The organism is Streptomyces sp. NPDC058092, assembly GCF_042884935.1.
Lineage (GTDB): Bacteria > Actinomycetota > Actinomycetes > Streptomycetales > Streptomycetaceae > Streptomyces.
The window spans coordinates 42,873-55,355 of sequence record NZ_JBHVSY010000033.1; the positions used below are offsets into that span (position 1 = coordinate 42,873).

At 68.1% G+C, this 12,483-nt stretch carries 14 protein-coding genes and 1 pseudogene; 3 read left to right on the top strand and 12 right to left on the bottom strand.

The features are described 5' to 3' along the window. Window positions 1–127: 127 nt before the first annotated feature. The 7 genes and pseudogenes from ACFVV1_RS36100 to ACFVV1_RS36130 form a co-directional block, all read right to left on the bottom strand. The gene (locus ACFVV1_RS36100; protein WP_266796425.1) at window positions 128–319 is read right to left on the bottom strand and encodes an FxLD family lanthipeptide; all 192 of its coding nucleotides are present in this window, start codon (window positions 317–319) and stop codon (window positions 128–130) included. Window positions 320–369: 50 nt separating this feature from the next. After that, window positions 370–1,604: pseudogene (gene fxlM, locus ACFVV1_RS36105) on the bottom strand (methyltransferase, FxLD system). A gap of 205 nt (window positions 1,605–1,809) precedes the next feature. Beyond that, window positions 1,810–2,475 (bottom strand): hypothetical protein, encoded by a 666-nt coding sequence (locus tag ACFVV1_RS36110; RefSeq protein WP_389998452.1) that lies wholly within the window; start codon window positions 2,473–2,475, stop codon window positions 1,810–1,812. Then, window positions 2,472–2,669 carry a DUF5999 family protein gene (locus ACFVV1_RS36115; RefSeq protein ID WP_389998455.1) on the bottom strand — a complete coding sequence of 66 codons (198 nt, stop codon included), beginning with the start codon at window positions 2,667–2,669 and terminating at the stop codon, window positions 2,472–2,474. The genes ACFVV1_RS36110 and ACFVV1_RS36115 overlap by 4 nt, the downstream gene beginning before the upstream one ends. A gap of 44 nt (window positions 2,670–2,713) precedes the next feature. Beyond that, a complete protein-coding gene (locus tag ACFVV1_RS36120) occupies window positions 2,714–3,187 on the bottom strand; it encodes a DUF6302 family protein (RefSeq protein WP_389998458.1) in 474 nt (157 codons plus the stop codon). Continuing rightward, window positions 3,187–3,639 (bottom strand): DUF6415 family natural product biosynthesis protein, encoded by a 453-nt coding sequence (locus ACFVV1_RS36125; RefSeq protein ID WP_389998462.1) that lies wholly within the window; start codon window positions 3,637–3,639, stop codon window positions 3,187–3,189. The genes ACFVV1_RS36120 and ACFVV1_RS36125 overlap by 1 nt, the downstream gene beginning before the upstream one ends. A gap of 39 nt (window positions 3,640–3,678) precedes the next feature. After that, window positions 3,679–4,074, bottom strand: a complete 396-nt coding sequence (locus tag ACFVV1_RS36130) for an ATP-binding protein (protein WP_389998465.1) — start codon at window positions 4,072–4,074, stop codon at window positions 3,679–3,681. A 253-nt stretch (window positions 4,075–4,327) separates the two neighbouring features. Here ACFVV1_RS36130 and ACFVV1_RS36135 point away from each other — a divergent pair, with 253 nt between their 5' ends. Continuing rightward, window positions 4,328–4,732 (top strand): helix-turn-helix transcriptional regulator, encoded by a 405-nt coding sequence (locus ACFVV1_RS36135; protein ID WP_389998468.1) that lies wholly within the window; start codon window positions 4,328–4,330, stop codon window positions 4,730–4,732. Here ACFVV1_RS36135 and ACFVV1_RS36140 read toward each other — a convergent pair. Beyond that, window positions 4,704–5,012: a DUF6112 family protein gene (locus ACFVV1_RS36140; RefSeq protein ID WP_389998471.1), complete on the bottom strand. Its 309-nt coding sequence runs from the start codon at window positions 5,010–5,012 to the stop codon at window positions 4,704–4,706. The two genes, ACFVV1_RS36135 and ACFVV1_RS36140, sit on opposite strands and share 29 nt — an antisense overlap. Window positions 5,013–5,099: 87 nt before the next feature. Continuing rightward, the gene (locus ACFVV1_RS36145) at window positions 5,100–6,245 is read right to left on the bottom strand and encodes a C40 family peptidase (protein ID WP_389998473.1); all 1,146 of its coding nucleotides are present in this window, start codon (window positions 6,243–6,245) and stop codon (window positions 5,100–5,102) included. A gap of 579 nt (window positions 6,246–6,824) precedes the next feature. Between ACFVV1_RS36145 and ACFVV1_RS36150 the strand changes: the two genes are divergently transcribed. After that, window positions 6,825–7,571 (top strand): DNA-methyltransferase, encoded by a 747-nt coding sequence (locus ACFVV1_RS36150; RefSeq protein ID WP_389998476.1) that lies wholly within the window; start codon window positions 6,825–6,827, stop codon window positions 7,569–7,571. A 96-nt stretch (window positions 7,572–7,667) separates the two neighbouring features. Here the strand turns inward: ACFVV1_RS36150 and ACFVV1_RS36155 are convergent, their stop codons facing one another. Next, the gene (locus tag ACFVV1_RS36155; RefSeq protein ID WP_389998477.1) at window positions 7,668–8,603 is read right to left on the bottom strand and encodes a DUF5655 domain-containing protein; all 936 of its coding nucleotides are present in this window, start codon (window positions 8,601–8,603) and stop codon (window positions 7,668–7,670) included. Between the two features lie 349 nt (window positions 8,604–8,952). Between ACFVV1_RS36155 and ACFVV1_RS36160 the strand changes: the two genes are divergently transcribed. Further along, on the top strand, window positions 8,953–9,972 hold the full coding sequence (locus ACFVV1_RS36160) for a PIN domain-containing protein (RefSeq protein ID WP_389998480.1): 1,020 nt from the start codon (window positions 8,953–8,955) through the stop codon (window positions 9,970–9,972). 690 nt (window positions 9,973–10,662) lie between these two features. On the opposite strand, the gene ACFVV1_RS36165 is transcribed toward ACFVV1_RS36160, so the two are convergent. Beyond that, entirely contained in the window at window positions 10,663–12,048 is a 1,386-nt protein-coding gene (locus tag ACFVV1_RS36165) for a uracil-xanthine permease family protein (protein ID WP_389998483.1), read from the bottom strand. A 182-nt stretch (window positions 12,049–12,230) separates the two neighbouring features. Next, window positions 12,231–12,389 (bottom strand): hypothetical protein, encoded by a 159-nt coding sequence (locus ACFVV1_RS36170; protein ID WP_389998486.1) that lies wholly within the window; start codon window positions 12,387–12,389, stop codon window positions 12,231–12,233. Window positions 12,390–12,483 lie beyond the last annotated feature (94 nt).

The following is a 12,483-nucleotide window of genomic DNA, read 5'->3' on the forward strand; positions in this document are numbered from 1 at the left end:
CCCGGCCTGCGGGGGGGCATCCTTGGGGCCCCTCCCTCGCGGGGGGGGGGGGGGGGGCCGGGGGGGGGGGGGGCGGGGGGCCGGGGCCACGCGCTCCCCCCGCCCCACCGGCGAGGGACAGCCTGGATCAGGCCGGGTCCTCGGTGAAGGAACCGCAGGCGGAGGCGCCGGTCGCGCAGGTGCTGCCACAGCCGTCGCCCGTGGAGCACATGAGCTTGCCGTACGCGTGCTCGGCGATGATGACCTTCACGTCCAGGGGCGCGAAGTCGTCGTCCAGGCCCGCCAGCGGGGCGGGCGGGGCCAGGGTGGCGCTCGTCATGATGTGCCTTCCTCTTGTTGGGATGGTGCGGGACTACCTGGCTCCCGGCGTTACGCCGAGGGCCAGGAGAGCGAGATCCGGCTGTGCACCTTGTCGATGACCCGGTCGGCAGGGATCTGGTCATCGGGGGTGTTGGCCGGAAGACCCGGATGACCGGGCTGGGGCCGCCGCGCCGGTTGGCCTCCCAGTCGCGCAGCACGTCGGCGATCTTGTCGGCGAACTGCTTCGCGTTCGGGCCCAGGGCGTGCACGCCGTACTCGATGTGCCTGTTGTCCTCGGTGCGGCGGGTGACGAGATAGGCGAAGGTGTCCTCCTCGACGGCAGCGAGGGCGAACCGCTTGTTCACGGGAGCGACCAGACCCGTGTCCAGGTCGTCATCGACGGCCATCGTGCAGAAACCCGGCAGGCTGATCGCCATCGCCATCTGGAGGGTGTCGATGAGCTCCTGGATACGAACGGTGACGCCGGTCCACAGTTCGTGGCGCGGTGTCGTGACGGCGTTGTCGAGCCGGTGCGGGTCGGCCGGCAGGCCGTCATCGAACTTGAGCCCGATCTCCGGAGTGCCATTGACCAGGAGGAGTTCTTCCCGGTGGGCGGTCGAGCCCTGCATCGGAACGAAGCCACAGATCCGCGCCGACTCGCTCTCCAGGTACGTGCCGTGCTCGCCCGCGACCTGGGTGAAGGCGACCGACCGGGTCAAGCCTCGCATCCGCAGCGGCACCACGAGCCGGCCGCCCTGCTTGAGCTGCGCGGTCCACGCCGGGGAGATGTCCCAGGCCCCGGCGGTCACCATCACGACGTCGACGTCACCGAGGTCCGGGATGGGCTCGGCCGCGTCGGCGGTGACGACGTGAACGCGGCCGTAGCCGTGCTCGTCCAGGAGCCGGCGCGCGCGTCCGGTGACGACGGGGTCGATGTCCACGGTGACGACTTCACCGTCCTCGCCGACGAGTTCGGCGAGGTAGGCCGCGTTCAGCCCGCCCGATCCGACCTCCAGCACCCGCATCCCGGGCTTCACCCTGGCCTGCTCCAGCATCATGGCCTGGATCTGCGGGGCGGAGACGGAGCTGAGCTGCACGCCGTGCTCATCCGTCTTGGTGATCACGGCGGCGTACGCGTCGTACGCCTTGTCCAGTGGGGTGTTGGGGGTGAACTCGTGCCGGGGCACCTTGCGCATGGCCGCTTCGATCTCCAGGGAGGAGATGTTGCCGTCCGCGCACAGCTCGTCCACCACTTTGTTCCGCAGGCGGGTCGCCTCGTCGGGCTCGACGGTCGTGTTCGTCATGGACTTCCTTCGGTCGTACGTGTTGGGGGGAGGTAGGCCGGCACAGCGTGCCGGTGGGCCGGGAGGCTATTGGTGAACGCTCTCCGTTCTCGTCGGACCGCCCAAGGCCGGCGGTGTCGTGCCGGACGGCGTGCGAGTGCTCGTGCGCCGGTGGTGAGCCGCCCGGCAATCCCGTCCGTACCGCTCAGGACCGCCGGGCGGCCGTCTATGCGGCGGGCACAAGATCGTCCAGCTCGACGACCTCGTAGTCGCGCAGTTCGCGTACGAGTTGGCTCGCCAGGAACCAGCCCAACTGGGGGTGCCCGTACGCCACGGGCGCATCGTCGCCCTCGGCAGGAAGCGGCTCCAGGCCGGTGGCGGTGAGGCGGTACCGGGAGCCGACAACGCCCCAGACCGATGTCGCCCGCGCGAGGAAGGCGACGTGACCCTTTCGGAGGTGCGGGCACAGCTCGATGGCGGGTCGCACGTGCTTCAGGCACACCGGCGGCTGGGCCGTCCTCACCGGCTCACCGGGGCGATGAGACGGGTCTTCCGCGGCTCCGGCCAGGAAGACGTACCCCCGGTCGGTCTCGGCCGAGCAGAAGCCGATCTGGCACCGAAGCTGCCGCATTGCCGCCAGCTGCCGGGCGGGGTTGACCAAGCGCCACTGCGGCTTGCCCGTAGGCCTCCCGGAAGTGTCGACCGACTGGGAGCACCGCGCCCACAGCTCACCGCGCGGGCCACGGTCGGCCGGTGTCTCGTCGTGGTAGGCGAGACGCACGGAGCCGAAGACGTTCATGCTGAGCGTGAGTTCCGACTCCAGCGCGCCGTACTCACCCTCTCGGGAGGTGATGTAGGGGACGAGTCTCGACGCTGCGCTGGTCCGCTTCACGAGGCTGCCCTCGCTGTGTCGAGAGACCGGTGCGGGGTGACGATACGGCCGTCGGGGAGGAGCTCGCCGGTGTCGAAGAGAAGCACTCCGTTGCACAGCAGGCTCCAGCCCTGTGCAGGGCGGTGCGTGACGGGGCGAGCGGCCTCCCTGTCGGGAGCCTCAGCCGTGGGGCACGGCGGGTTGTGCGCACACATGGTGCTCGTCCTCTCGGGTGGGAAGTCGGGCCCTCTTCGGCGAGTTACGGTGCCGTGGGGGAGCACGGAACGGAGATTGCCGAAGAGCGAGTCGTGTGGTGCCGCTGTATGAAGTCGGCGATGGCTGCTTCGCTGTAGCCGTAGAAGCGACCAAGGGTGGTGATGCTGCGGTCGCCCCAGAGCGTCGGTGGCTTCTCTCCCCACTCGACAACGGGGCAGGCCTCCGGGTAGGACGACAACCGCAAGCGGGGGTTGGGGAAGCCGGGCTGCTCAAGGAGGAGGTCACGGACCTTGAGCCCGAAGCAGAAGCACGGCACCGGGTAGTACCCGCCGCGCCGCGTGTCCCCGACGGGGACCGCGAGGAACGGCATACGCAGGGTGCGCACAGCGACGCTCTTCTCCAAGAGCCAGGTGTCGGAGATTCGCCGCTCGTAGTAGTCGAAGTCGTACGCGTCTCGCGGAAGGGCTGCCGCCGTGGCGGTCACGGGCGGGTGCCTGACGACGCTGGGGTTGTGCATCACTCCGCCTCCGTGATGTAGCGGGCTTCGATCAGCTCTTCGACCAGGTCGGAGGTCACGAAGGCCAGGCGACGAGCAAGGCCGACAGCCTGCTGGTGTGCGGCCGGCGTTCGTTGACCCCTCAAGGGGAGCCCTCTTTCAACGAGCTGGACCATCACCCGGGTGGGCGGAAACTGCTCGTCCGCGACGGCGATGTCGCTGAGCTGCTTCAAGTGGCCGCGGAGGCGGTCGACCAAGGCGCCGGTCGTCGTGACCGGCGGCGGCTGATTGCCGATTGCCGTGTCGAGGTCGTCAAAGACTTCCTCGACATCGAGCGGCTTCCAGTCCTTGATCCGCTCCAGGACGGACCTCAAGCCCTCTGTATCGAGTGGAGGTGTCCACCGCGGGGTGCTGGGCTCGTCGGCCGGCGGAGGAACCACGTCGTTCTCCGGAACCAGAGCGGTGAGGGACATCGGAACTCCTGGAGAGGGCCAAGTGCCGGCCGTGGGGGGTTAGAAGTGCTCGGGGGCTTCCGGGGTCCCTATGAAGACCCACACGTCCTTGCCCGCTGGGGACACGGATACGGACGTGTCGTCGGCCAAGGCGCGCAGCAGCATCAGACCGCGCCCCTCTTCGGCCAGAGTGTCCGGAGACGCGTATACAGGCGGGCAAGGGTCCTGGTCGCGGACGATGGCGGTGACACCGTCCGGCACCTTCTGGAGGAGCAGGCTGGCCATCCGGCGTCCGTCGGCGTCCGCCGCCGTGTGCTGCAAGACGTTGGTGATCAGTTCGTTGACCACGGTCAGCATGCGGTGCGCGGTGCCGTTGTCGATGCGCCACCAGCAAAGGTGCGCCGCGACGATGTCCCTGACGGTTACCAGATCTTCGGCCCGGACTTCGAAACTCATGTCGAGTTGGCCGCCCACGCTTCTGGACGTGGCTCGAACAGAAGCGTCCCGATCACGGGTGTCGACGAGTAGTTCCATCGCTGCTTCCTCCGTTCTGCCAGAACCCCTTCAGCAGGGGTGGGTTGCGGTGTGTACTGGAATGGAATCGATCAGCAACTATTTAGGCAGAGCGCACCGAGAGCGTGCAGAGCCTGATGCCGACAGATGAAGAGTTCGGCATCAACGACTTCGGGGACAGAACATGCCGCAGCCAATGAAGCACCTGGATCCGGGCGCCTCCCCCCAGGAGTGGTTCGGGAACGAGCTGCGCAAGCTGCGCCTGGAGCACGGGCTGTCGGCCAAGGCGCTGGGACGGTTAGTGCAGGTCAGCGACGACATGATCTTGTCGATCGAGAAGGGAAAGTACCCAAGCTGCCGTCACGACGTGGCTCAACGGCTCGATGACGTCCTCCGCACAGGCGGATTGTTCGACCGCGCGTGGCCGATGGTCTTCGGCAACCGCGATGCCGACAAAAAGCAGGCTGATGCCGATAAGGCGAGAGCGACGAGCGCCACCAGAACGGCGGTGCCGAGCAACGCCCGGCGGCGCACGCGAGACGCGCCACCGGGGTTCGAGGAGCGGGAAGGCATCAGCGGACCTGCGTCCCCAGCGTGCTGAAGAACGCCACCACACCGTTCGCGGCACCCAGCAGCAGGGCCGCGCCGGCACTGACCAGCACACCCTTCTTGCCGCTGGCCTCGGCCTGGTGGCCGCCGGAGTGGTGGCCCCAGGCCCATACGCCCGCGCTGACGGCGAGCGCGCCGACCACGGCGATGATCCCGAAGAGGTTGATGGAGCCCATCACCTGCTTGAGGACGGAGAGACCCGGAAGCCCTCCCTCGTTCGGCGTGATGCCGGGGTCGTAGGCGAGCTGGACGACCTTGTCGGCGAGAAACATTACGAACTCCAGTTCGATTTACTGCACGCCGAAGCCCGAGGGAGCGGAGCGGCGGTGCGAGAAGAAGGGGAGAGGGAGAAGCGCCGGTCAGACGACTCGGCGGGCCGCGAGAATCTGCGATTTCCAGGACGCGAGGGTCGAGATGCGCACTACGTCACCGGTATGCGGGGCGTGGATGATCAGCCCCTGGCCGATGAGCATGCCGACATGCTCAGGGACGCTGGCGGTCCCCTCGGTGAAGAGGAGGTCACCCGGCCGGAGAGCGTCGACCGATACCGACGCGCCCTCCTTGACCTGCGTGTACGTCGTCCGCGACAGGGTGACCCCGGCCGCCTTGTACGACTGCTGCATCAGGGAGGAGCAGTCACACCGGCCCATGGGGTCGGGCCCGTGGGAGTTGGTGCAGCTCCCGCCCCACTGATACGGGGTGTCGAGCTGGCCGAGAGCCCAGCGGATCGCCGTCTGGACCTTCGGCGGAGCGTCCGCGGGGATCTCGTATCCGTCCGGCACTGCACCCGCCGGGATGGTCCCGAAATCGGTCCCGTCCCAGCCGGCCGTACAACCACCCACGGTGCTGGACGCGGTACTGGTAACGCTTCCCGAACCGGACGCCGGCGGGCCCGCAGACGCGTCACCGGCATCCGACAGCAGAGGCTCGATGGCCCGCTGCAAGGCGGTGGCCAGGGGCTCCCACTTGGCGTACGCCTCCGGGAACCCGGACCGCTGTACCGCCTGAGCGGCCTGGGTGACAGAGAGGGACTGCCAGCCCGAGACTTTCTTCAGCCCCTCGTAGAACTTGGTCGAGGAGTACACCGGGTCGAGGATCTCGTTCGCGGTGCCCCAGCCCTGCGACGGCCGCTGCTGGAACAGCCCCAGCGAATCACGGTCCCCGTAGGTCAGATTCCGCAGCCCGCTCTCCTGCAGGGCCGTCGCCAGGGCCACGACCTGCCCCCGGGCCGGAATGTTCATCGCGACGCCGGTCGCCTGAATCGTCCTGGCGTTGGGCACCTGCTCGACGGGATCATCCAGCCCCGGCACGGAAACCGTCCCCTTGCCGCCGCCGTCCAGGATCGCCTCCACCTGAGTAGCAACAGCCGCGGCATCCACAGACTGTGTACCGCTGGTCGAGCAGGAGGCCGAAGCCGTCCCGGCACCGATGGCGAGGATGGGAACGGCCAGCAGCAGTGGACCGGAAGCGAAGAGACCGACGACCACTCCGGTGGTCTTGTTCATCACCGCCACCGTTCACCGGGGCGGAAGTGCCGGCCGAACGGCGGTGTCGGGTCGGGGCGCGGGGGTATCAGGGCATGCTGCATCGCAGCGGCTCCTCGTGGTTCGTAGGAGGCGCGGTGTCGGCTTCTCCTGCAAAGCCGCCAGCACCGCGCCGATGTGAATCCGCCACTCAGGACGGGCCCGCATCAAGGGAGTTGGTAGCTCCCGGACACCGGTCTCAGGTCACGCGCGGCAGCCGACCGCGCTCGTAATCTCAGGCGAAACACACCGTCTCCTCACGGCTTCGGGAACGAAGAGCCAACGGGCCCGCCACGCTGCACTTTTCGGATCAGGCAACACGGATAAGCCCAGGTCAACAGGGGTGGAAAGGGGCTCCACCCCGAGGACATGGCGAGACAGTAGACCGGGATCCCGGCCGCACCAAACGACTCCCGAACCCGGCCCCGCACCACGAAACAGCTCGCTGGGCACGGCCGGAAAACGCGGCTAACCTCCGGCACAACCCCGCCCCGAACAGCCGCTGGTGAGCGTCGTCCGGAGCGGGCCCAGTCCCGCCGTGCCCTGAAAGAAGCCCCGCACATGAGCTACACGCTGCACCGAGGCGACGCCCTCACCGTGCTGAAGACCCTCCCGGACGAGAGCGTCAACGCCGTCATCACCGACCCGCCGTACAACTCCGGCGGACGCGCCAGCTCCGACCGCACCGGCCGCACCGCCCGCGCCAAGTACGTCAGCAGCGACAGTGCACACGACCTGCAGAACTTCCCCGGCGAGAACCGCGACCAGCGCTCCTACCGCAGCTGGCTGACCGCCCTGCTCACCGAGGCGTACCGCGCCGCCACCGAGCACGCCGTTGCCCTGGTCTTCACCGACTGGCGCCAGGAGCCGACCACATCCGACGCCCTGCAGATGGCGGGCTGGACCTGGAGCGGCACGATCCCCTGGATCAAGCCCGCCAGCCGGCCCCGCAAGGGCGGATTCAAGCAGTCCGCCGAGTTCATCACCTGGGGCGTCAAGGGAAGCCTGACCAAGGACCGAGACCTCTACCTGCCCGGCCACTTCATCGCCTCCCAGCCCCGAAAGGACCGGGTCCACATCACCCAGAAGCCGGTCGAAATCATGCAGCAGCTCGTACAGATCTGCCCCGAAGGCGGCACCGTCCTCGACCCCTTCACCGGCAGCGGCTCCACGGGAGTCGCGGCACTCCGCGAGGGGCGCCGGTTCGTGGGTGTCGAGCTGTCCTCGCACTATGCCGACGTGGCCGAACGGCGACTCCGCGCGGAGCTGGCCCAGGACAACTTCGTCCTGGCCGGACCTGAGGAATGACCATGAGAGCAGAAAGCTCAGGGCCGAAGGACCGCAGACGCCAAAGGGCGGCTGGCGCATCGAGAACCCGATGCACCAGCCGCCCTTCCGCTTGCGTCAGGCCGCCTCGAACGCCCGCCGGATCAACGAGCCCGCCTTCTCCAGGTCCGCCGCCGAGACGAGGCGCACCTCCAGGTCCCCCGTCCCCAGGTGCCCGATGCCGCGCATGTTCCGGGTGAAGCCCTCCTCCAGCGCGACCGTGTCCGGGTCGAGTCTGAGATAGACCAGGATCGCCTCGTGCTTCGGACGGAAGAGCACCGACGCCACGTTCACCAGCCGCCGGTAGGCGATGTAGTGCCGCAAGGGCGCCACCTCGACCTCGCCCCACGCCGTGAGCGCATTGTCCAGCTCCGCGTACAGGTCCCGCAGGCACTCCGGGACCAGGCCGACACCTGTCGGCGGAGGAGCCACCGGCGCCGTCGGCGGGATGTCGACCCTCGTCTCCCGCCCGCGGCTCCGCCGAGACGAAGCGGCGCTCGGGAAGCCGGGCGAGGAGTCGACGAGCAGCAGGCCCAGCAGGCCGCCCTCGAAGATCCGGTAGCGCACCAGGTCGATCCGCTCGGGCAGCCGCTGCACGGCTACGCGGTCGTGGTGGGAGAAGCCGGCCGCGATGCAGACCATCCGCGGACGACGCCAGTCGATCGACTCGCCGACCTCCGCGCCCAGCACCTTCCGCACGAGCGCTTCGAACTCGTGCTGCGCCGATTCCAGCCAGGACAGGTAGGAGAAGGCCTGCGACAGCACCCCTGTGTCGGAGCCCTTCTTGAACTCGATCACCACCGGGCTGCCGTTCTCGTCCAGCCCCAGGGTGTCGATCCGCCCCCGGTGCCACGGGCCGGTCGCGTACTCCGACGCCAGGAACCGGATGCCGAGCATCTGCTCCAGACCGGCCTCGACCCGCCGCTGCAGCTCCACCTCCAGTGCCACCGTCGAACCGGACAGTTCGACATCCTGTCCGTCCGCGTCCCGCCGGAACAACATCAGCTCGGCCACCAGTGCCCCCTCCCGCGATCAGAACAAGGGAAGCAATCGAAACGGCCAGAGGGATATTCCAGACGAAAGGCGAGTCGCCTGCCTTGGGACGGTGCATTGCACTGGCGCAGCATCACGCACGGTGACGGGAGCCTCGGCGTCCCAGCAGCGACAAGTTCGGAGGCGTCAGCGCCCGGCCGTCACGAGGGAGGCGAGCACAGGCGCCGTGTCTCCGGGCGAGGCCGAAGGTTGAGCGCGTGCCAACTAGTTTCAGTGGTAGGGCTCAGCGTTCTCCGGTGCGGTTGGTGCAGCCCGCGCACAGCGCCGGAATTCCGCACCGGCCGGTCAACGCCCGCACTACGATGCGCGGATGAACGAGCTGGCGCCTGCCGCACGGCGCACCCTGTACCAGCGCGGACCGCTGCGCCGCGCGCTGCTGGACACCTCCGTGCTGACCACGGACATCATCGCGGCCACCCGTCGGCCGGAACCGTCGTCGTTCGTCGCCGGGGCGCGGGCGGGGACGGTGCGGTGCCTGATCCCCGTGCACGTGTGGGAGGAGGTGCCGCGGGTTCTGGCCGACCGGCATCGCGAGGGCGGGCGGTTCGACCTGGGGCGGGCACTGGAGCTGTGGCAGTCCTGGTACGCACCCGTCCTGTACGTCGTGGACACCGCCGGCCTGCCGATGACCCCCGAGGCTCAGGTCCTCGCCGGACGGGACGCCTCCGATGTGCCGATGCTGCTGCTGGCCGGAGTGATCGCCCCGGTGGTCATCATCGGGACCGATGCGGACCTGGTCGACAGCGGGCTCGCGGTCAAGGAGTGGCGGGAGCTGCGCTCGGCCCTGGGGCACGTAGGGGTGACGGAGGGTAAGATGATCGATCTGGAACGGCAGGCCAGCGTCTTCCTGAATGTCACGGAGCACCTGGTCAAACGGGTGATCCAGCAAAGCAGCCTGAAGCGTCTGGCGGCCGCAGCGGTGGTGGCCGGGGCGGTGGGCGGGGCGGTGGGCGGGGCGCTGTACTGGCGGCAGCAGAAGCGCCCGCCAGTCCCCTCGCAGCGACAGCCGGTATGGCCGGTGATGCTGGAGCACGTCTCGACGCGGATGGCCGCACACGCCGAGCGGCACACCCGCGGTGAAGACCGGTGGAGGCAGGCGGAGCTGGGGACGCCCGGCGACACGCTGCTGCACCGGGTTGCTCGGACATTGGTCAGGTCCCGGGAGCCTCTGACCCGTACGGTGATCGTGCAGCGCCTGGGCGAGGCCATCCCCGGCGCCGAGCACACCGAGCGGATGGCGGCTGTTCGGGACGTGCTGACCGCCCACGCGATGTTCGTGGACGTCACGGGCCGGGGGCACTGGCAGGTCGGCCGCCTCGGCGGCCGGTAACTGGAGAGCGCTGAGCCCTACCGCTGACACCGGTCCCGATAATTCCGGGACCCCTGACCATCACCTGCTCTGTGTCCTCACTCACCCTTCGATGTGACAGGTCACCCGCACGGCGGTCCGTACCGCCTACGGGTGAAGTGCTCCTGGAAGCGCTTACGCAGGGAGTGGGATCGGCCACCGGAGGCACTGTGGAAGACCTACAACCCGCGTGGAGCCTCTCGTTGTCGTCATCGGTGCCCCCTCCGGTGGCCAGCCGGTGGCCGGACGCCTTTGGACTACGTAATATCAGCGAGCACAGACCGACCAGCCGCACATGCTCTGATCAGGCAAAACGTCACTCGGCAGCACGAGCAGGCACCACGCAGCCACACTCTGAGGTGGTTTCAAGAGTGCATGACCAGCTCGGAAGGGCCCCATCCACCTCAAGAGCTAGGTGCGGCAGGGACATCCCAGGGACTTTTCAGGGACTTTCACGTCTGTCTCAGGGAGATTTCAGGGACTTTCCGCCAGGTAAGCAGGGAAGGCCCTGACAGCGCTGAAAGGTGGAAAGGCACTGGTCAGGGCCCATTTGCCTAGCACTCGATGATGTTCACCGCGAGCCCTCCCCGGGCCGTCTCCTTGTACTTCACGCTCATGTGGGCGGCGCTTCGGAGGGGTGTGTCTTCTGCGGCTCACTGGCGGTGCCCGCGATCACGATCCGCCCGGCAAGCCTCGGTCGTACCCCGGATTGCCCGGTTCGAGGAGCGGGGGTTCGTCGGTCATGTGGGCGGGAGCCATGATGCGCAGGGCGTGGTAGCCGATGACGACGATCAGCGTTCCCAACGCGATGCCGCTGAGCTGGAAGTTGTTCGTGATCGACAGGCTCACATTGCCGATGCCGATGATGAGGCCCGCAGCCACCGGCACCAGGTGCAGGGGGTTGGAGAGGTCGACACGGGAACGAACCCAGATCTGGGCGCCCAGCAGGCCGATCATGCCGTAAAGGATGACCGTGATTCCGCCAAGGACGCCACCGGGAATGGCTGCCACAACGGCACCGAACTTGGGGCAGAGCCCGAACAGGATCGCGAAGCCGGCAGCGCACCAGTAGGCAGCGGTCGAGTAGACACGCGTGGCGGCCATGACACCGATGTTCTCGGCGTACGTGGTTGTGGCAGGGCCGCCCACGGACGTCGACAGCACAGTCGCCGCACCGTCAGCCATGATCGCCGTACCGAGCCTGTCGTCGAGTGGTTCACCGGTCATTTCACCGACAGCCTTGACGTGTCCCGCGTTCTCGGCGACGAGGGCGATGACGACGGGCAGGGCGACCAGAACAGCCGAGAGCGAGAAGCTCGGGGCATGGAGGGTCGGAAGGCCGATCCAGTCTGCCTTGGACACGCCCGAGAGGTCGAGACGCCAGTGGTCGACCGACTCGGCGCCGCCCGCGGGGGAGTGGATCATACCGAACGCGCGGTCGAAGACCCACGAGACGACGTACCCGAAGGCCAGCCCGAGGAAGATCGCGATACGGGACCAGAAGCCGCGCAGTACGACAAGGGCGAAGCCCGTGAACAGCATGGTCAGAAGAGCGGTCCACTGATCCTGGGGCCAGTAGGTGCCCGCGGTGACCGGAGCCAAGTTGAACCCGATCAGCATGACCACCGCACCCGTGACCACCGGCGGCAGTACTGCATGGATGATGCGGGCCCCGAGAGCGCGGACGACCGCCCCGCACAGGAACAAGACCGCGCCGACGACCAGCAGCGCGCCAGTGAGAGTCGCCGCGTCACCCCCCTGTGCCCTGATGACGGCGGCGACACCGATGAACGACAGACTGCTGCCCAGGTAGCTCGGGATGTGGCCCCGGGTGATCAACAAGAAGAGAATGGTGGCCACGCCGGAGGCCATCACGGCAAGGTTGGGATCGAGACCCATCAAGATAGGGGCGACGAAGCAGGCTCCGATCATGGAGACCACATGCTGCGCGCCGAGACCGACAGTGCGCCCCCAGGTGAGTCGTTCGTCAGGTCTCACGACCTCGCCCAGTGCGAGGCTCTTGCCGTCGCCGTGCAGCTTCCAGCCGAAGCCCGCCATGGTCTTGCTCCTTGATGTGTTGCTGGGGTGGGGCTGAGATCCGCCGGCTGGACCGGGGGCTCGACGACTAGCGGAACATGCGGTTCAGGCGCATGCCGACAGGACGGGCTGTGAGGGTGGGGATTCGACCTGCGTCGTCGTATTCTGCGGGGGAGCGCTGGTCTTCGCGCTCATCATGGGTCCTACGGAGCGACGAACGACGCACCGAACATCGCGACCACGTGCTGGGCGCCGAGCCCGAACGTACGGGGCCAGGAGAGCCGTTCGTCCGGCCGGACCACGGCCCCCGGTGCGGGGGTCTTCCCGTCGCCGTGCAAGGTCCAGCGCACGCCGAGGCCCATGGTTGCTCCCTGTGTGTAGATACGGAGTCCAGTGCCTCGCCCGGCATGGTGCTCACCGCAGAAATGATCAGCGCCATGATAATGCCGGATCGCG